Origin of the sequence: Pseudomonas farsensis, assembly GCF_014268805.2 — a bacterium.
Classification (GTDB): domain Bacteria; phylum Pseudomonadota; class Gammaproteobacteria; order Pseudomonadales; family Pseudomonadaceae; genus Aquipseudomonas; species Aquipseudomonas farsensis.
Genome location: NZ_JABWRF020000002.1, coordinates 208502 through 227256, shown reverse-complemented (window position 1 = coordinate 227256; position 18755 = coordinate 208502). Strand labels below are relative to the sequence as shown.

Annotated in this window: 13 protein-coding genes and 1 pseudogene; 7 read left to right on the top strand and 7 right to left on the bottom strand. The window is 62.6% G+C overall.

The genetic code is table 11. The features are described 5' to 3' along the window. Positions 1 to 379: 379 nt before the first annotated feature. A complete protein-coding gene (locus HU719_RS10420) occupies positions 380 to 2383 on the top strand; it encodes a BCCT family transporter (RefSeq protein WP_186537159.1) in 2004 nt (667 codons plus the stop codon). A 179-nt stretch (positions 2384 to 2562) separates the two neighbouring features. Beyond that, positions 2563 to 7209, top strand: coding sequence for a dermonecrotic toxin domain-containing protein (locus tag HU719_RS10415; RefSeq protein WP_186537160.1), 4647 nt, complete (start codon positions 2563 to 2565; stop codon positions 7207 to 7209). Here HU719_RS10415 and HU719_RS10410 read toward each other — a convergent pair. From HU719_RS10410 to gpmI, 4 genes are all read right to left on the bottom strand, one after another. Further along, positions 7196 to 7978, bottom strand: coding sequence for a divergent polysaccharide deacetylase family protein (locus tag HU719_RS10410; RefSeq protein ID WP_186537161.1), 783 nt, complete (start codon positions 7976 to 7978; stop codon positions 7196 to 7198). The genes HU719_RS10415 and HU719_RS10410 overlap by 14 nt on opposite strands. A 9-nt stretch (positions 7979 to 7987) precedes the next feature. Further along, positions 7988 to 9322, bottom strand: a complete 1335-nt coding sequence (locus HU719_RS10405) for a S41 family peptidase (RefSeq protein WP_186520934.1) — start codon at positions 9320 to 9322, stop codon at positions 7988 to 7990. Between the two features lie 86 nt (positions 9323 to 9408). Further along, a complete protein-coding gene (locus tag HU719_RS10400) occupies positions 9409 to 10707 on the bottom strand; it encodes a murein hydrolase activator EnvC family protein (protein ID WP_186537162.1) in 1299 nt (432 codons plus the stop codon). Between the two features lie 174 nt (positions 10708 to 10881). Next, the gene (gene gpmI, locus HU719_RS10395; protein ID WP_186537163.1) at positions 10882 to 12417 is read right to left on the bottom strand and encodes a 2,3-bisphosphoglycerate-independent phosphoglycerate mutase; all 1536 of its coding nucleotides are present in this window, start codon (positions 12415 to 12417) and stop codon (positions 10882 to 10884) included. 206 nt (positions 12418 to 12623) lie between these two features. On the opposite strand from gpmI, the gene HU719_RS10390 reads away from it, so the two are divergent. Genes HU719_RS10390 through secB form a run of 3 tightly spaced genes read left to right on the top strand, consistent with a single transcriptional unit; the run spans position 12624 to position 13818 of the window. After that, complete coding sequence (locus tag HU719_RS10390; protein WP_186520937.1) at positions 12624 to 13037, top strand: rhodanese-like domain-containing protein; 414 nt, start codon at positions 12624 to 12626, stop codon at positions 13035 to 13037. 1 nt (position 13038) lies between these two features. After that, a complete protein-coding gene (gene grxC, locus HU719_RS10385) occupies positions 13039 to 13293 on the top strand; it encodes a glutaredoxin 3 (RefSeq protein WP_186520938.1) in 255 nt (84 codons plus the stop codon). A gap of 39 nt (positions 13294 to 13332) precedes the next feature. Further along, entirely contained in the window at positions 13333 to 13818 is a 486-nt protein-coding gene (gene secB / locus HU719_RS10380) for a protein-export chaperone SecB (protein WP_186520939.1), read from the top strand. Positions 13819 to 13871: 53 nt separating this feature from the next. Here secB and trmL read toward each other — a convergent pair whose 3' ends face one another. Beyond that, entirely contained in the window at positions 13872 to 14333 is a 462-nt protein-coding gene (gene trmL / locus HU719_RS10375) for a tRNA (uridine(34)/cytosine(34)/5-carboxymethylaminomethyluridine(34)-2'-O)-methyltransferase TrmL (RefSeq protein WP_186520940.1), read from the bottom strand. On the opposite strand from trmL, the gene HU719_RS10370 reads away from it, so the two are divergent. Together HU719_RS10370 and HU719_RS10365 are read left to right on the top strand one after the other, a co-directional pair. Further along, positions 14332 to 14769 carry a hypothetical protein gene (locus tag HU719_RS10370; protein WP_186520941.1) on the top strand — a complete coding sequence of 146 codons (438 nt, stop codon included), beginning with the start codon at positions 14332 to 14334 and terminating at the stop codon, positions 14767 to 14769. The genes trmL and HU719_RS10370 overlap by 2 nt on opposite strands. A gap of 407 nt (positions 14770 to 15176) precedes the next feature. Further along, positions 15177 to 15629: pseudogene (locus tag HU719_RS10365) on the top strand (REP-associated tyrosine transposase); the annotation flags it as partial. A 530-nt stretch (positions 15630 to 16159) separates the two neighbouring features. Here the strand turns inward: HU719_RS10365 and ntrC are convergent. After that, the gene (gene ntrC, locus HU719_RS10360; RefSeq protein ID WP_186520762.1) at positions 16160 to 17596 is read right to left on the bottom strand and encodes a nitrogen regulation protein NR(I); all 1437 of its coding nucleotides are present in this window, start codon (positions 17594 to 17596) and stop codon (positions 16160 to 16162) included. Then, complete coding sequence (gene glnL / locus HU719_RS10355) at positions 17593 to 18678, bottom strand: nitrogen regulation protein NR(II) (RefSeq protein WP_186520763.1); 1086 nt, start codon at positions 18676 to 18678, stop codon at positions 17593 to 17595. Before glnL ends, ntrC begins: the two co-directional genes overlap by 4 nt. Positions 18679 to 18755 lie beyond the last annotated feature (77 nt).

Sequence of the window (18755 nt, the reverse complement as noted above, 5' to 3'; positions counted from 1 at the left end):
AAGCTCTGCGACAATTTGTGCCATTGACAGTTTTTCAGGCGGTCAAAAAAGCACGGATTGGCACCCCAGGAAATCGCGTAACCCCCGGAATACAAGGCGTTGACGGGCACGGGCGATGCAAGTTACAGATTCTGCCGAGCGGTCACTGACCTGCGCGGACGGCCCTAGGAGCGGGCCAGGCGCTGTGGCGAATGCGCGCACCTTGGTTACCAAGTGCACGCCAGCCGCGGCCCACCGATCTGTTTTTTGCACCGTTTCAATTCGGGTACACGGTTTCCAGGGGGCTTTTATAACACCTGACGCAGTAGGGCTATTGCACCAATTGCGCGGGAAATGACTGATTAGCCTCCACTGCCGCACTGCCCGGAGCATTCGTGCAATGAGTTCTGCCTCCCTTACCAAACCCCCCGCCGAGAGGGTTCGGGTCAACCGCGTGGTGTTCTACACCTCCGCGCTGATGATCCTTGTTCTGACTGCCTTACTGATTGCTGTCCCCGAAGCTGCTGGCGAAGTGCTTGGCGTTGCCCAGAAATGGCTGACGCGCACCTTCGGCTGGTACTACATGCTGGTGATCGGCAGCTACCTGGTATTTGTCATCTACCTGGCCTTCTCCGACTTCGGCAAGCTCAAGCTGGGCGGCAAGGACGATACGCCGGACTTCAGCTACGGCGCCTGGGCCGGCATGCTGTTTTCGTCCGGTATCGGTATTTCGTTGCTGTACTTCGGCGCCTCCGAACCGCTGGACCACTATTTCAACCCGCCTGAAGGTACGCCGGCCAGCCTCGAGGCTGCGCGCCAGGGCTTGCAGCTGACGTTCCTGCACTGGGGCCTGCACGGCTGGGCGATCTACGCCTTGGTCGGCCTGGCCGTGGGCTACTTCGCCTATCGCCACAACCAGCCGCTGGCACTGCGCTCGGCGTTGTACCCGCTGGTGGGCGAGCGTTGGGTCAAGGGCGCTGCCGGCAACGCGGTCGACGTGTTCGGCATGTTCGTCACCTTGCTGGGCCTGGTGACCAACCTCGGTATCGGCTCGATGCAGGTGGCCTCGGGGCTTGAATACCTGTTCGGCATGGACCACAGCAAGACCAACCTGCTGGTGGTGATTCTGGTCATGGCAGGTGTTGCCACCGTGGCTGCTGTGTCGGGTGTGGAAAACGGTATTCGCCGCCTGTCCAACCTGAACATCGTGCTGTTCAGCGGCCTGCTGATCTTCGTGCTGCTGGCCGGCAATACCCTGTACTTGTTCAATGGCTTCGTGCAGAACATTGGTGATTACCTCAACGGCTTTGTGCTGAAGACCTTCGACCTGTACGTGTACGAAGGCGCAGGCGACAAGTCCGAGCGCTGGCTGGGCCTGTGGACCGTGTTCTACTGGGCCTGGTGGATTTCCTGGGGCCCGTTCGTCGGCATGTTCATCGCCCGTATTTCCAAGGGCCGCACCGTGCGCCAACTGGTCAGCGGCGTACTGTTGATCCCGCTGGGCTTCACCTTGGCCTGGCTGTCGATCTTCGGTAACACCGCGCTGGACCTGGTGATGAACCACGGCGCCGTTGAGCTGGGCAAGACCGCGCTGGAACAGCCCTCGATGTCCATCTACCAACTGCTGGAATACTTCCCGGCTGCCAAGATCGTCATTGGCCTGGCAGTGTTCGTCGGCTTCGTGCTGTTCCTGACGCCTGCCGACTCGGGTGCGGTAATGATGGCCAATCTTTCTTGCAAAGGTGGGCAGGTCGACGAAGATGCCCCGCACTGGATGGTGGTGTTCTGGTCGGTCATCATCACCTTGGTGACCATCGGTTTGCTGTTTGCCGGCAACTTCGAAGCCATGCAGACCATGGTGGTGCTGGCGGGGCTGCCGTTCTCGGTGGTGCTGGTACTGTTCATGTTCGGCCTGATGAAGGCGATGAAGCAGGACGTGGCCGCAGAGAGCGAGCGCGCCGAACTTGCCGCCCGTGGGCGTCGCGGCTTCAGCGAGCGGCTTGGCCAGATGGACCTGGAACCGACCCAGGCGGTGGTGCAGCGCTTCATGGACAAGCAAGTCAGCCCGGCCCTCAAGGAGGCCGCCGAGCAATTGGCTACGCTGGGCTTCGAGGTGGAAACCCGGATTGGCCAGTCGCGCAACATGATGGGCCTGCGGGTGATGATGGAGGAGGGCAACCCCTTCGTTTATGAAGCAAGCCTGGATGGCTACCTGGCGGCGCCGAGCGAGGCCCCGGTCGAGGGCGAGCCGCAAGTGCGCCAGCGCTTCTACCGCGCCGAGGTGTACCTGCATGACGGCAGCCAGGAATACGACCTGATGGGCTTCACTCGCGAACAGATCGTGCGCGATGTGCTGGATCAGTTCGAAAGCCACCGCCAGTTGCTGGGGCGTGTCTACGCCTGATTAGTGGCTGCGCGGTGCAAGACCGATACGGCTGTTCACTCGATCCTGGCGATACCTCGCATGGGTGAATGGCCGTAAGCAGCGCGCCTTTTCACGTTTGGCAAGGCGATCAATAACTACCGCCTGAGGCCCTGCGTTGCGCAACATCCTCCGCCCTCCACCTATAGAGGGCTTTGAGCATGTCGACCTTCAACGTATCCCCCTTCGATTTCATGAGCGCCGCTGCCACCGAGTTTGCGGGCCGCCCAACCCTGCGTTCAGTGGTCAGCGAGCAACTGTTGGCCACGCTAGTCAAGCAGTTTCCCGACCTTGAGGCGGTCACCCCGCCGCTGACCTCAGCTGATCCGCTGTTGCTCATCTCGCCTGTAGAAGGTGAGCACTTCAGCACCACCCGCCCGCTGGTGGACCTGGTGCTGGACGCCATGGCGCAGGGTGACGCGCTGCTTATGGAGCCTGCGCAGGAGCAGGCGTACAGCCTCAAACTTTCCGCTGAGTATCGCTTCAAGGGTGCTGACAGCGAGTTCGACGTCAAGGCGGTCACTGGTGCGAGCGAGCCGCTCAACGCCCTGTTGGCCGAACTTGGCCAGGCGTTTGCCCAGGCTCAGCGCGACTATTGGCGCGCCGATGGCGCTGCCGGAGCCAGCCGCGACCGCTGGCTACAACTTCTATTGAAGCAGGCGCTGTTGCAAAACCTTCCTCTGCAAGGCCTGGATGAGCAGGAGCAAGCCTGTGTTCACGGGCTGCTGAGGGGCGAAAGTACTCCATCGACTTTCCTGGTTCACGCACAGCTCGGATATGGCGACGAGTCGTTCAGCATTACGCACCCCAACCTGCTGCTCACTGGGGAGTGGGACGAGCGCCTGGTGGTGCTGTGGTACTCGCCATCGAGCAGGGTTCGAAGCTTCGAGTCGCTGGATGCCTTCGCTCTGGCACTGCGTGACGAGCTGGCGCTTGAGTATCGCTTCGAGACCATGACCTGGGACCGCTATCTACTGGAGGGCGACGTATTCGCCCAACTGGCGGCATTGCTGCTCAATGACATGCAGCAGCGTATTGGCCAGGTGCGGTACTCGCAGGTCGACGACGCCGCGCAGCTCGAAGCGTTGTTCGCGGCCCTGAGCAACCCTGCGCAGTGGTTCTACGCGGACTACTTCATCGATGCGCAGGTGGTTGCAAACCCGCCCCCAGGTATAGCCGCAGCCAATGCCAGCAACCGGTTCGCCTATCAGGACGCGTTGTTCAATCTGGCGCTGGATCAAATCGATGCCGACGGTGTCGGTGCATTGGCCGACATTCTGGATTTGCACAGCTATACCCGTGAGCGCCTGGCCGAGCGGATGAACGAGCTGCACCCTGACGAAGAAAACCCCTCTGCCGACGACGTTCAGCTGGCGCTGGCCGTGGCGGCGGGCGAGGCGGGTGGCGCAGGTGCTGGTACCGGCGGTGGTGAGCCTTTGGTGCCGAGCCCTGGCATGACGCTCACCGAGTTCGCCATCGGCAACCTGGCCGGGCTGGTCGGTCATGTGATCACGGGTATTTCGCTCGAGTCGGGCGGTGAGGTTCCCGTTTGGATGGACGCTGATGCCCTGAAAACCCTGGTTAGCTATGTCGATGTGGGGGAGCGCTACCCACGCTACGTGGCAACCCTTCTGGACGATCGCGCCACCCGTGATGCCAGGGTTGTTCGTTTCGCCCGCGAGTGGCGCTCCGCGCTCTTGTTTGCCGGCCTTTCGGCAAGGATCGACGGCAAATTGAGCGATGAAGGCCTGCAGTGCCTGACCGACTTCTGCCGCCCGCACGCCAATGGCGAGTCGCTGGACATGACTCTGTTCCCGCTGGCCTTCAAGCGGCGCCCCGACACCGATGTCCATGACCAGGTCGCCGGCATGTACGTGCTGTATCGCGCAGTGCCTGCGACGGTGCTTCTGTACCGGCCGCTGTATCGCAGCCGCACGCTGCGCGAATTCGCCAGCCTTGATCTGCTGATGGCGGCGATCCGCGATGAGACCGAGCTGCAGCAGGAAATACTGCAGTGGATTGCGCCAGAGGTGCAGTCTATCTACGACAACGGTGGATTCGCCGAACCGCATATCAGCAGCATCGGCATCGACCCGTTCGACCTGCCCGAGCGTCCCGCCCCTGCGGGCCTCGGTGTGGTGTTGTGGCGCACCAACGTGGATGAAAAGCTATACCAGGCCAACCGTGATTTGCTGGTCGCGCTCGCTGATCTGCAATCGACATCGAATGCCGAGAGCCGCTGGGCGTTGCTGAGCGGTGGTGCATGGTTGCTCTACAACACGGTATCGCTGTTTTTGAGCGGGCCGGTCGCCTCGGTGGACTGGTTGATGCAGAGCGTTGAAAGCCTTGAGAGCGATCTTGAGGCGATCAGTTCTGCCGGCGAGTTCGACCGTTCGAAGGTGGCGGTCGACGTGGTGCTGAGTTTGGGCATGGCACTGTCGCACGTGAAGTCGGCAGCTATCGAGCAGATTGAGGTCAGCCCCTTGCCGCAAAACCGCCAGTTCGAGGGGCCGCCGCTGCGTGGGCAGGCGACTCAAGTGATCAGTGCGGTGCCCTTGCAGGGCAAAGTGGGGGAAGCAGGCTCGGTAGGCCAGGTGCAGGGCCTCTGGCACGATTTGTCGTGGCGCGGTCAGCAAGGTTTCAACATCTTCCCGCCGGCCTTGCGTCAAGCGCTGAGGGCGCTGCGTGTGGGCGTTGACCTGAAATCCGTTGAACCACTGACCGAAGGCGAGGCTGCGCATACTTATGAGGTTGATGGGCTTCATTATGTGAGCCTGGCCAGCGACAACTACCAGGTGAGCATTACCGGTGAAGGCGTACGGGTGGTCGGTGCCCAGGGCGAGCAAGGGCCTATGCTGTCGAGGGTGTTGGGAGCCTGGCGGGTTGATGATGGTCTCAACCTGCCAGGTGGCGGGCGAACGCCGACCAGTGTCAACCTGGAGCGAAACTTCAAGAAGATGCGACAGGCCGCTGACCGTGATACCGAGCACGCGAACGTTGCCGCAGAAAAGTTCAGTAAGGTCGGTCAAGAGGTAAGAGCACTAAGTGACGAGCTTGAGGCCGCCCACACGCTCATGGTGAACGCTCAGGCAGAGGCTGAGGTCGATGAGGTGTTGGTCCAGCAGTACGCAAGCCGCATCGCCGAACTCAAGGAGCAAATACACACCAAGCGGCTTGAAGCTGTTACCGAGATGGAAACCGTCATCCAGATCTACAGCAAGGCTTCGGCTCTTTTGGGACAGATGCTGGAGCCCAAGTACGGCGCGTCGATCAGGCTGATGGGCGAGGCCATTCCGATCCAAGCGCGGGCTGAAATGCACAATGCCATGATCAACGGCAACGACTTCGTGTTGGGCGAGTTGGAAGAGCTGGTCGACTACCCAAAACTGAACGAGCAAGTCAAAGCTATTCAGGGGGTTATTCCTCGCAAGTCCAAGGAGCAATACCGCCTGTTCCGCCTTGAACTCGAGAAAGCGGTGGCGCTGCAGGAGCGGATGCTGGTCTGCACGTCGAACCTCGACCAACTGCTGGCGCAGTCGGAGCCCGAGTTGCAGATAGTTGCTGGAGCCTCGACGCGCAGCGTGGCACAGATCGTCGCTAAGCGCCTGTTCACCACGGAGGACCTGCGTTTTCATCACGTGCTGGATCTGGTAACCCTGTCTTTGCACCACGACTCGCCTACAGGTTTGAGCAAGCTGGCGCACTACGAGGAGGCATTGCGTGGGGCCAGCTTGCGCAGCACCGCCAACGCCCACGGCGATTCGATCATGGCCAACCTGTCGCACACTGATCGTGTGATCATTCTGCAGGAGGCGTGGGATGAATATGCTGCCGCGATCATCAACAGCGATTTCGTCGCCAGGGACGGTGGCGCACTGGTTGATCCGGCAATGCTCAAGCGCTACAAGGAGCATCTGCAACTGCTCAAGGATGACGCCGGGCGGCGCCTGGTCGAGGCGCGTAACGCGCTTGACGGTAAGCCCGTCAGCACTACGGTCGGCAGTGCCTATGTAACCTCTGGCGAAGTGCAGCACGCCATCCGTAACAGAGACGGCATGCTCATCATTGCCACCGAGGTGCAGGAAGACGGCGTCGACCTGTTGGTGGTGCGTGACCCGTTGAGGCAGGCAGTGGTGCAGCGCTTCGATAGGGTCGATGGGCAATGGGTCGAGCGTACTGGCGGGGTTGCGGCGCCCGTGGCGGCTGAAGAACCTGCCGAGGACCGCGCCCGTGAGGTACTGGCAGATAATGCCAGGGTGCTGGAACTGGCGCCGCGATATGTGGCGCAGGACATCAGCGGTAGGCGCCTGGCTAGGTTGTTCGACCAGCAGATCACCCGGCTCCAGGCCGCCGAGGGCGAGTTGCCCGAGCAAAGTGATGTCGGCGAGTCGCTGGTTGCAGGGCGCACAGCGCTGCAAGACAAGAAGATCGAGCGTCTCACCCAGCTATATTTGGCCACACCTTATCCCGATGCCGAAGCGCTGCGCTTCATGCATGCGCGAGAGCTGATCAGGGCCGAGTATGTTGCGCGTAAAACCATGGTTGATGGCAGCGCGTTCGATGAGTACCGGATCATCTCCCTGAGTGCTCCAGGCAAGACCAAAGGGCGCAACCTCTGGGTTGCCCACTTCCATCTTCCCTCCCAGGACGCCGCTGCCCGCGACTTCACGCGTGGTCACCTGAAGCTTTGGCAGCAACGCTTCGAGACCAACCGTGCGCCTGCAGCGACCAGTGACCTGGCGCCGGGCAGGCGCGTGCATTACGGCCCGCTGACGCTCGCTGAGGCTGAAGGGATCATTCCTTTCTAAGCGCCCCAGCGTGGGCGTAGCGGCCATGCCGGCCATGGGCCGGCATGGCCTGGTTGCTGCGTTCGGCAACCATTTGCTGCAACCTGATCAGTTCGATCCCCTGGCTGCGAAGCCGGGGGATTTCTCGTTCCAGCACTTGCAAGGTTTGCGGATAGGGATGGCCGATCAACACCGCAGAGCCTTGCTTGCGCGCCATTTCGACGCCAAGGCGCAGTTGCCCGGTAATCGCTTCTGGAGTACGCACGTCGTCCAGGAATACGTCCCGCGATACATGCGCCAGGCCGATTTTCTGAGCTTCGGCGGCGGCGACCGTGGCGGCGCTGGTGCGGCTGTCGACGAACAAGAGGTGGCGGCGTTGCAGTTCGCCCATCAGCCAAGCCATGGCTTCGCGCTGCGAGGTCATGCGGCTGCCCATGTGATTGTTGACGCCTGCGGCATACGGCACCTTGGCCAGTGCTGCGTTCAGGCGCTGTGCCAGTTCTGGTAATGCGATGCCGGGGTGCCAGGCGTAGGGGCCGGTGGCTGGGTCCATGGGCATGTGCAGGATCACCGTCTTGCCGGCCTTGTGCGCCTGGCGGGCGAAGTCGGTGGCGTGCGGGGTATCGGGCATGATGGCCATGGTCACCGGCCCGGGCAGGGCGAGGGTGCGCTGGTCGCGCTCTGTGCTCTGGCCCAGGTCGTCGATGATGATGCTCAGGTAGGCCTTGGCCGGGGCCGCTTGCGCGGCGCCGGCCAACAGGCACAACAGCAGGGACAGCAGATAACGCATGGCCGTGGGTCAGTCGCCCTTGGTGATGTTCAAGCCCTTGAGCAGGCTGAGCGCCTGGCTGAGCTGGAAGTCGTTGTCCTGCGGACGCTCCTTGCGCTTGCTGCTGCCGGTCGGGCGGTCGGCGCCGCCGTTGCCGTTGCCCAGGTGGCCTTGCAGGTCGGCTTCCTTGAAGTTCTCGGTGTCGGCTTCGGCGGTGAGCTTGGCCGGGCGAACTTCGATGTCGGGGACGATGCCCTGGGCCTGGATCGAGCGGCCGTTAGGGGTGAAGTACAGCGCGGTGGTGAGCTTCAGGGCGCGGTCGTTGGCCAGCGGCAGCACGGTTTGTACCGAGCCTTTGCCGAAGCTGTCGGTACCCATCAGCACACCGCGTTTCTGGTCTTGCAGGGCGCCGGCGACAATCTCCGAAGCCGAGGCGCTGCCGCCGTTGATCAGCACCACCAGCGGTACGCCTTCGCTGGCGTCGGCGGGGTCGGCCGAGAAGCGCAGTTCGGAGTTGGCGATGCGGCCCTTGGTGTAGACGATCAGGCCCTTGGTCAGGAAGTGGTCGGCCACTTCGACGGCCGATTGCAGCACGCCGCCTGGGTTGTTGCGCAGGTCGAGGATTACCCCGCGCAGCTTCTTGCCGTTGTCCTTGCGCAACTTGGCCAGCGCCTTGCCGACTTCTTCGCCGGTCTTGACCTGGAACTGGGTGATGCGGATGTAACCGTAGTCGTTCTCGAGCAGTTGGCTCTTGACGCTTTTTACCTGGATAACCGCACGGGCCAGGGTCACGTCGAACGGCGTGCCACCATCGCGCACCAGGGTCAGGGTGATCTTGTCGCCGATCTTGCCGCGCATCTTGTCGACCGCTTCGGTCATGCTCTGGCCACGGGTCGGGGCGCCGTTGATCTTGACGATCAGGTCGCCGGCCTCGATGCCTGCGCGCGACGCGGGGGTGTCGTCGATGGGCGAAACCACTTTGACGAAGCCGTCTTCCATGCCCACTTCGATGCCCAGGCCGCCGAATTCGCCGCTGGTGCTCTCTTGCAGTTCCTGGAAGTCTTCAGGGCCAAGGTAGGCCGAGTGCGGGTCAAGGTTGCTGAGCATGCCTTTGATGGCGTTTTCCAGCAGGGTCTTGTCGTCCACAGGCTCCACATAGGCGGCCTTGATGCGGTCCATGACCTCGGCGAAAGTGCGCAGCTCTTCAAGCGGCAGCGGCGCCTTGGCGGTAGCCTCGGTGGCCGGGGCCGCAGCCGGTTTGGCGGCAGCCGCAGGCTTGGCCGGCTCGGCAGCGATGGCCAGAGGTGCGCCAACCGCCAGGGCGATGGTCAGGGCCAGCTGGGTGAGGCGAGGCGAGTGCAGCATGTCGAACGAACTCCTGATCCTGTTGGCGCCCCTTGCGGGAGCATCGGTGCGGGCTGTTGTGCCCGCACCGTAAAAGTAAAGGGTGCCTAGCCGCGGCACCATTGCGCAGGGTCGGCGGGGCGGCCCTGCTGGCGAATCGCGAAGTACAGGCCTGCATCTTCCTGGCCGCCACTGTCGCCGACGGTGGAAATGGCTTCACCGGCCTTGACCACGTCGCCGGCGCTCTTGAGCAGGCTCTGGTTGTGGCCGTACAGGCTCAGGTAACCATTGCCATGGTCGAGAATGACCAGAAGTCCGGCGCCGCGCAACCAGTCCGCGAACACCACGCGCCCGCCATGCACGGCGCGCACCTGGGTGCCGGCGCTGGCGCTGATCATCACGCCGTCCCACTTGGCTCGGGCATCGCTGCCGCGCGCATCACCGAAACGTGCCAGCAATCGACCATTGACCGGCCAGGGAAGTTTTCCCCGTGCTGCAGAAAAAGCACCGCCATAGTTGGCGCCGTCGCTGGAAACCACCGGGCCCAATGTGGTGCGGGCCTTTTTCGGCGCCTCTTCAGGCGTGTTGTCGCGGGCAGCGGCCAGGGCTTGTTCCTTGCGGCGTTTTTCTGCTTCCTGCTCGGCCAGCAGGGCGCGCTGGCGGGCTTCTTCGGCCTCGCGGGCCTGGCGGGCGAGGGTTTCCTCGATGGTCTTGAGCACCTTGCCAAGCTCGGCCTGGTCCTGCTCGCGGGCTTGCAGCTTCTGGTCGCGCTCTTTCATGTCGCTGTTGAGCTTGGCCAGCACCTGCTTGCGTTTGTCACGCTCGGCCACCAGCGCCTGGCGACGGCTGTCGAGGTCGGCCTGCTGGGCCAGCAGTTGCTCCTGTTGGCGGCCGATGTCGAGCTCGACGTTGGCCAGCTGGCGCAGGGTCTCGTTGAAGGCACGCAACTGCTCCAGGCGCGCCTTGCTGAGGTAGTCGTAGTAGCTCAGGGTGCGGGCGAACTTCTCGGGGTTCTGCTGGTTGAGCAGCAGCTTGAGGTATTCCTCGCGGCCATTGTTCTGGTAGGCCGAACGGGCCTGGATGGCAATCAGCCGCTGTTGTTCAACGCGGGCGCTCTGGAGTTTTTTTTTCTCGTGATCAAGGCGCTCCAGCTCGCCCTCGGTCTTTTTTAGTTCCTGCTGCAGTGCCTCCACCTGTTTTTCGAGTTTGCCGATATCGGTCTCGGTGGATTGGAGGTCTTTCTGCACGCCGGACTTTTCGTCCTGAAGCTTGCCCAGCATTTTCTTCAGCTCGGCAATGTCCTGACGGGTGGCGTCCAGCTGCTGCTGGGTCTGTGCGCGCTCGTCGGCAGCGAAGGCCGGTGCGAGCAGGCATGACAGGGCTAGTAATAGAAGGGCGCGGAGCATGGGGTTGGGCGTACCAGGGATGGAGACTGGCCTAGTATGCCCGCGTGGGCGTGCAAAAAAAACGCCCAGCGGCGGATGCGGCGGGGCGTTTGTCTGGAATTGCGCTGGGAGCCACTTGTGGGAGCGGGCTTGCCCCGCGATTGCTGTCGCGGGGCAAGCCCGCTCCCACAAGGGTCAAGCGTCGATCAGAATCGACGTGCCGGTCATTTCAGCCGGCTTTTCCAGGCCCAGCAGCTTGAGCATGGTTGGCGCCACGTCGGCCAGCACGCCGCCTTCGCGGACCTTGACTTTGCGCTTGCCAACATAGATGAACGGTACAGGCTCCGTGGTGTGCGCGGTATGCGCCTGGCCGGTGCATTCGTCTTCCATCTGCTCGACGTTGCCGTGGTCGGCGGTAATCAGCGCCTCGCCATCGACCTTGTCCAGGGCTTCGACGATACGCCCGACGCAGGTGTCCAGCGCCTCGACAGCCTTGACTGCTGCCTCGAATACGCCGGTGTGGCCCACCATGTCGCCGTTGGCATAATTGACCACGATAACGTCGAAGCGCTGCTGCTCGATGGCCTCGACGATGCGATCGGTCACTTCCGGTGCGTTCATTTCTGGCTGCAGGTCGTAGGTGGCGACCTTTGGCGACGGGATCAGAATGCGTTCTTCACCCTCGAACGGCTCTTCGCGCCCGCCGGAGAAGAAGAACGTTACGTGGGCGTATTTCTCGGTTTCGGCGATGCGCAGCTGGGTCTTGCCGTTTTTCGCCAGATACTCGCCCAGCACGTTGTCCAGGCTGGCCGGGGCGAAGGCTGCAGGGGCGGCGATCTTGGCCGAATACTGGGTCAGGCCGATAAAGGCGGCCACTTTTGGCAGCCGCGCGCGGGGGAACTCGGCGAAGTCCGGCTCGACGAACACCCGCGACAGTTCGCGGGCCCGGTCGGCGCGGAAGTTCATGAACACCACGGCATCGCCGTCTTCGACCTTGACGGCCTCGCCGATGCGCGTGGCTTTTACGAATTCGTCGCTTTCGTCGCGGGCGTAGGCGGCCTCAAGGCCGGCCTGGGCGGTCGGCGCGCTGTAGTCGGCAACGCTGTCGACGATCAGGTTGTAGGCGGCGCTGACGCGGTCCCAGCGATTGTCGCGGTCCATGGCGAAATAGCGGCCGATCAGGCTGGCGATGCGGCCTTTGCCCAGCTTGGCGAAGGTGGCATCGAGCAGTTCGATGGACGACTGGGCGCTGCGCGGCGGTGTGTCGCGGCCATCAAGGAAGGCGTGCAGGTAGATTTTCTCGGCGCCGCGCTGGGCGGCGAGCTCGGCCATGGCGACCAGGTGGTCCTGGTGGCTGTGCACGCCGCCATCGGACAGCAGGCCGAGAATATGCACGGCCTTGCCGGCAGTAACGGCCTTGTCCACCGCGCCGGTGAGCACCGGGTTGGTGAAGAAGTCGCCATCGCGGATGGCTTTGGTCACCCGGGTGAAGTCCTGGTACACCACGCGGCCGGCGCCGAGGTTCATGTGACCGACTTCGGAGTTGCCCATTTGCCCGTCTGGCAGGCCGACATCCATGCCGGAACCGGAAATAAGACCATGCGGCTGGGTGGCGCGCAGGCGGTCGTAGACCGGTGTGTTGGCAGAGTAGATGGCGTTGTAGTCAGGGCTTTCGCTGTGACCGAAGCCATCCAGGATGATCAGGACCAGAGGTTTAGGCGTGCTCGTCATCAATCAAACTCACGGTTGTTCAAAGATGATAAAGACACGCATTTTAGGGCAAATGCGCCATCTGCGGCGAATATTCCTCCCCATGCCCGACCGGCGCGCTCGGGCATGTCGGATGAAAGGCGATTTGCCGCTGGCCCAGCGGGCTTTGGTGGTATTGGGGTGCTGTGTATACTGGCCGCCATTTTCAATCGCCTGGAACACCCCCGATGGTTGCTCACCTGATTCAATTCGCGACAGATCACTTCATCCTGGTAGCGATCTTCGTCGTTCTGCTGATCCTGCTGTTGGTCAACGAAGTGCGTCGTGGCGGCCAGAGCCTGAGCAATGGCCAGCTGACCGCGCTGGTCAACGCCGACAAGGCCCTGGTGGTCGATATCCGTACCGCCAAGGAATACTCGGCCGGGCACATCGTCGGTGCGGTGAACATCCCGCAGGACAAGCTCATCGCCCGCATGGCCGAGCTGGACAAGCACAAGGACAAGACCCTGATCCTGGTTGACGCGATGGGCCAGCAGTCCGGCGGCCTGTGCCGCGAGCTGCTCAAGGCGGGTTACACAGCGGCCAAGCTCAGCGGTGGCGTGTCCAGCTGGAAAGCCGATAACCTGCCCCTGGTGAAGTGATATGAAGCCCGTCATCGTCTACTCCAGCGACTACTGCCCGTACTGCATGCGCGCCAAGCACCTGCTCCAGAGCAAAGGTGTGGCGTTCGAAGAGATCAAGGTCGACGGCAAGCCCCAGGTTCGCGCGCAAATGAGCCAGAAGGCCGGCGCCACCTCGGTGCCGCAGATCTGGGTCGGCAGCACGCACGTTGGTGGGTGCGATGACCTCTACGCCCTGGAGCGCGCGGGCAAGCTCGACGCGCTGCTGGCGGACTGATTTGCACTGCATTCAAACACATTAGGAAAAGGATCCGTCATGACTGACCAACAGACCAACGGCGCTGCCGCTGAAGACACCAGCCCGCAGTTTTCCCTGCAGCGCATCTATGTGCGTGACCTGTCGTTCGAGGCCCCGAAAAGCCCGCAGATCTTCCGCCAGCAGTGGGAGCCGAGCGTTGCGCTGGACCTGAACACCCGTCAGAAAGCCCTTGAAGGCGACTTCCATGAGGTCGTGCTGACCCTGTCGGTTACCGTCAAGAACGGTGACGAAGTGGCGTTCATCGCCGAAGTGCAGCAGGCCGGTATCTTCCTGATTGCCAACCTCGATGCATCGTCCATGAGCCACACCCTGGGTGCGTTCTGCCCGAACATCCTGTTCCCGTACGCGCGCGAAACCCTGGACAGCCTGGTGACCCGTGGCTCGTTCCCGGCCCTGATGCTGTCGCCGGTCAACTTCGACGCCCTGTACGCGCAAGAAATGCAGCGCATGCAGGAAGCCGGCGAAGTGCCGACCGTGCAGTAACCGCTACATGCAAAAAGGGCGACTTCGGTCGCCCTTTTTTGTGCCCGAGCGCATCAGCTGCCGGCAAAGCCCTGCTGGCGCCAGGCTTCATACACCGTCACCGCCACGGTATTGGACAGGTTCAGGCTGCGACAGCCTTCGCGCATTGGCAGGCGCAGGCGCTGTTCGGCCGGCAGGCTGTCCAGCACCTCGCTTGGCAGGCCGCGGCTTTCGGGGCCGAACAGGAAGGCGTCTCCGGGCTGGTAAGCCACTTCATGGAACGGGTGCGAACCCTTGGTGGTGAAGGCGAACAGCCTTGGGTTGCCGAGGTGTTCCAGGCACGCTGCCAGGCTTTCGTGGCGTTTGAGCGTGGCATACTCGTGGTAGTCCAGCCCGGCGCGGCGCAGGCGCTTGTCGTCGAGTTCGAAGCTGATCGGGTCGATCAGGTGCAGTGCACAACCGCTGTTGGCGCACAGGCGGATTATGTTGCCGGTATTCGGCGGAATTTCAGGTTGAAAAAGGATGACGTGAAACATGCACGGCTCCAAGCATGAAGATGACGAGCATTCTACCCCCGAACCGGACGTGCGTTCGAAAGCCTTGCCGCGGATGATCCTGTCGCTGGCACTGGCCGGGGTGATGATCGGGTTGATGATTGGCCGCCTGACTGCGCCGGCAGAGCGGGTGCTTGAGGAGGTGGCGGTGGTGCAGGATGGGCTGGACCTGTGGTTCAACGATGAGCCGCCGCTGCATGGCGAGAATGTCGACGGCACTGTGGCTGTGGTGTTCCAGGCTGCTGGCAAGAGCCAGCGCGGGCAGTTGCTGCTTGAGGGCAAGCCGGTGGGGTGGCGTTTGCAGAAGAGCCAGCAAGGCTTGCTGTTGACGGTGATTGCCGCGCGCCCCCTGCGTGGCGAGTGGGCCGGTGCAGAGGACGCGGGGCGCTGGAAGGTGCAGGTCAGGCTGCACGAATAAAAGAGGGGATGTCCCGGCCTGCCTGTACCGAGGTCCCCGAAGCGGGCACTGCTTGAATAAAAAGGGGATGTCCCGGCCTGCCTAGTACCGAGGTCCCCGAAGCGGGTATTGCTGAATAAAAGAGGGGCTTTCCCGGCCTGCCTGTACCGAGACCCCCGAAACTGGGTATGCAGGGGTTATTGCAGGGTGCGTGCCAATTTTGCAAAACCCGTGAATACGGGCTTTGGAGGGGGATTTGGCCGGATTTTGAGGGGGGTTGTGCCTTGGCACGGTGCAGCGGGCACAGGTTCGGTGCATGGGCTCGCAATTGATCGCGATGGCTTTCGCGCCGAAACATCGAGTGCTCATTACCTTGCGCGGGCCTCATAGAGCCGATCTACCTTGATACCTTCATCAAGGAGGACGACATGGAACACCCCCAATCCCATCTACTGAGGCGAGGGCGATTTTCTGAGCCTGGCCGGGTCTATCTTTTGATAAGCACCACCAAGGACCGCACGCCATTTTTCAAGGATTTTCAGTCCGCCCGTTGCCTCCCACTCCACTTCGCCGAAGCGCAGCACGAGGGTTCTTTGCAAAGCCTCGCTTGGGTAATCATGCCGGACCACATCCACTGGCTGGTCGAACTTGGCGATGCCACCCTTGCCACTGTCATGCGGCGATTCAAGTCGCGTAGCCGTTGTTCGCTGCACAAAATTGGAAAGGTCAAAGGGCAGTTATGGCAGGTTGGCTACCATGATCGGGCGCTTAGACGCGAAGAGGACTTGAGAGCCTTCGCAAGATACGTAGTGGCCAACCCGATCCGGGCTGGCCTGGTAGAGCGTCTTGGGGACTATCCGCTTTGGGATGCGATCTGGGTGTCGACACCAACCGCTCCTGAAGGCTGCGCATGTCGCAGCTTGGGCGAAACGCTGGAAGACACGTCTTTGTGGTGAGCGGGCTTGCCCCGCGCGTTGGGCTGCGGAGCAGCCCTGAGGGTAATCAGCGGCTACGAGATCGAGTCGATTGCCACCTGTGTGAGAACAGTCTGGTTTCGGGGCTGCTTCGCAGCCCAACGCGGGGCAAGCCCGCTCGCCACAAGGTAATGTGTCTGGGGCTGAGAAGCTGTGTAGATGCTTATAGTGCGATGATGCCCGCAGGACGAATTGAAATGGCGTCTTCGCAGTGGTTCGGCACGCCGAGCAATGAGCATGTATCTGCGCAGCTTGGGCTAAACGCTGGAAGGCGGGTTTACGCGGGAAGACTGGTTTTTGTGGTGAGCGGGCTTGCCCCGCGTTGGGCTGCGGAGCAGCCCTGAGGGTAATGTCAGCCGTTTAGGGGACAGCTCTGCAGCCCATCGCAGTGGTGCGGCACTCCAAGCAAGCCCACGTTATAGGCTCACTGCTGTACCTCAGTGATCGTCGCCGTCATCATCCTCGGCGCCATCCACCTTCATGCCCAGCTCCTTGATCTTGCGGGTCAGGGTGTTGCGGCCCCAGCCCAGCAGCACGGCAGCATCGCGGCGGCGGCCGGCGGTGTGTTTGAGGGCGGTTTCGATCATGATCCGCTCGAAGCTCGGCACGGCGCTGTCGAGCAGGCTCGACTGGCCACGCGCCAAGGCCTGGTCGGCCCACTGGCGCAGGGCCTGCTCCCAGTTGGTCACCGGGGTGGCGTCAGTCGGCAGGTTGAGCAGCTCTGGCGGCAAATCGCCCACCAGCACTTCGCGGCTCGACGCCATTACGGTGATCCAGCGGCAAGTGTTCTCCAGCTGGCGCACGTTGCCTGGCCACGGCAGGTTGCGGATGAACTCCTCGGTTTCCGGCTTGAGCAGCTTGGGCTCCACCGACAACTCCTGGGCGGCGCGGCCAAGAAAGTGGCGAGCCAGTGCCGGGATGTCTTCGCGACGGTCAGCCAGGCGCGGGATATGGATGCGGATCACGTTCAGGCGGTGGAACAGGTCTTCCCGGAACTTGCCGGCCTGCACCAGCGATTCGAGGTTCTGGTGGGTGGCGGCAATGATGCGCACGTCCACTTTCACCGGAATATGGCCACCCACGCGGTAGAACTCGCCGTCGGCCAGCACCCGCAGCAAGCGCGTCTGGGTGTCGGCAGGCATGTCGCCGATTTCGTCGAGGAACAGCGTGCCGCCGTCTGCCTGTTCGAAGCGGCCGCGGCGCAGGTTGGCAGCACCGGTAAAGGCGCCTTTCTCATGGCCGAACAGCTCCGACTCCATCAGGTCCTTGGGGATCGCCGCCATGTTCAGCGCGATGAACGGCGACGCTGCCCGCGGGCTGTGGCGGTGCAGGGCATGGGCGACCAGCTCTTTACCGGTGCCGGACTCGCCATTGATCAACACCGTGATGTTGGAGTGGCTGAGCCGGCCAATGGCGCGGAACACCTCCTGCATGGCCGGCGCTTCGCCGATGATCTCTGGGGTGCGGGTCAAGGCCTGCGGCACGGCCAGGCCTTGCTGTTCCTGGGCATGCTGGTTGGCGCGCTTGACCAGCGACACCGCCTCGTCGACATCGAACGGCTTGGGCAGGTATTCGAACGCACCGCCCTGATAGGAGGCCACCGCGCTGTCCAGGTCGGAATGTGCGGTCATGATGATGACCGGCAGGCGCGGGTGCTGTTCGCGAATCTGCGCCAACAGGTCCAGGCCACTGGCGCCGGGCATGCGGATATCGGAAATGATCACGTCAGGCTGCTGGCGCGCCAGGCGGCCCATGACACCGTCCGCACTGTCGAAGCTCTGGGTATTCATGCCTTCCTGCTGCAGGGCTTTTTCCAGCACCCAGCGGATAGAGCGATCATCATCGACGATCCAGACGGTTTCACTGCGGCTCATGAGGCGTTGGCTCCTTGTTCCAGTGGCAGGTAGATCGAGAAGGCGGTGTGGCCGGGATGGCTCTCGCACTCGATCAGGCCCTGGTGCTGGCTGATGATGTTCTGGGTAATGGCCAGGCCCAGCCCGGTACCGTCGGGGCGGCCGCTGACCATTGGGTAGAAGAGGGTGTCTTGCAGTTCGGCAGGGATGCCGGGGCCGTTGTCGATGATCTCGACCCGCGCCACCAGGCGATGGCGCACATGGCCAATGGTGAATTGACGCACCGCGCGGCTGCGCAGGGCAATGCGCCCCAGGCGCAGCTCGTTCTGGCCGCTGATCGCCTGCATGGCGTTGCGCACGATGTTGAGCACCGCCTGGATCATCTGTTCGCGGTCGATCAGCACATCCGGCAGGCTGGGGTCGTAGTCACGCACCAAGGTGATGCCGCCCTGGGTTTCGGCCTCGACCAGGCTGCAGACGCGCTCCAGCACCTCGTGGATGTTGGTCATGGCCAGCGATGGCAGTTTGTTGGAGCCGAGCATACGGTCGACCAGGTTACGCAGGCGGTCGGCCTCTTCGATGATCACGTTGGTGTAGTCGCGCAGGCCATCGTTTGGCAGCTCGCGGGCCAGCAACTGTGCCGCGCCGCGAATGCCGCCCAGCGGGTTCTTTATTTCGTGGGCAAGGCCGCGCACCAGCATCTTGGTGGTTTCCTGCTTGCTCAGCTGGGCCTCTTCCTTGGTGATGCGCAGCAGCCGGTCGCGCGGGTGCACCTCCAGCAACAGCAGGGTCTGGCCCTGGTGCAGGATCGGCGTGACCGCGTAATCGACGGTGATGGCCTGGCCGGTCAGGGAGGTCAACAGCGCTTCACGCTTGGTGAACGGGTGCGCGTGTTCCACGGCCTGGCGCAGCGAGTTGAGCGCCTCGCTGGACTCGGTGAACAGTTCGCTGATGAATTGCCCATGGCTGCGCTGGCCGCTGACGGCCAGCAGCATTTCGGCCGCTGGGTTCATGTACTCAAGGCGCAGCTCGGCATTGAGCAAAAGCGTGGCCGTGGTCAGGTTGTCCAGAAGCAGACGGTGCTGTGCATCGCTGATGGTCATAAAGTGTCGTTGACCTCTTTTGGCGCTTGCAGCCCCCGGGGCCTGCCCGGGGTGGGTGCGCTATGGATCCGCTGATG

Bases quoted from the DNA above. Each gene is read 5' to 3' on its own strand.
- HU719_RS10405 (WP_186520934.1), bottom strand. From the start codon at position 9,322: ATGCTGCACTCGCCTCGCCTCACCCAGCTGGCCCTGACCATCGCCCTG.
- HU719_RS10410 (WP_186537161.1), bottom strand. From the start codon at position 7,978: ATGCGTTATCTGCTGTCCCTGCTGTTGTGCCTGTTGGCCGGCGCCGCG.
- glnL (WP_186520763.1), bottom strand. From the start codon at position 18,678: ATGACCATCAGCGATGCACAGCACCGTCTGCTTCTGGACAACCTGACC.
- trmL (WP_186520940.1), bottom strand. From the start codon at position 14,333: ATGTTTCACGTCATCCTTTTTCAACCTGAAATTCCGCCGAATACCGGC.
- HU719_RS10415 (WP_186537160.1), top strand. From the start codon at position 2,563: ATGTCGACCTTCAACGTATCCCCCTTCGATTTCATGAGCGCCGCTGCC.
- ntrC (WP_186520762.1), bottom strand. From the start codon at position 17,596: ATGAGCCGCAGTGAAACCGTCTGGATCGTCGATGATGATCGCTCTATC.
- secB (WP_186520939.1), top strand. From the start codon at position 13,333: ATGACTGACCAACAGACCAACGGCGCTGCCGCTGAAGACACCAGCCCG.
- gpmI (WP_186537163.1), bottom strand. From the start codon at position 12,417: ATGACGAGCACGCCTAAACCTCTGGTCCTGATCATCCTGGATGGCTTC.
- grxC (WP_186520938.1), top strand. From the start codon at position 13,039: ATGAAGCCCGTCATCGTCTACTCCAGCGACTACTGCCCGTACTGCATG.
- HU719_RS10420 (WP_186537159.1), top strand. From the start codon at position 380: ATGAGTTCTGCCTCCCTTACCAAACCCCCCGCCGAGAGGGTTCGGGTC.
- HU719_RS10390 (WP_186520937.1), top strand. From the start codon at position 12,624: ATGGTTGCTCACCTGATTCAATTCGCGACAGATCACTTCATCCTGGTA.
- HU719_RS10400 (WP_186537162.1), bottom strand. From the start codon at position 10,707: ATGCTCCGCGCCCTTCTATTACTAGCCCTGTCATGCCTGCTCGCACCG.
- HU719_RS10370 (WP_186520941.1), top strand. From the start codon at position 14,332: ATGCACGGCTCCAAGCATGAAGATGACGAGCATTCTACCCCCGAACCG.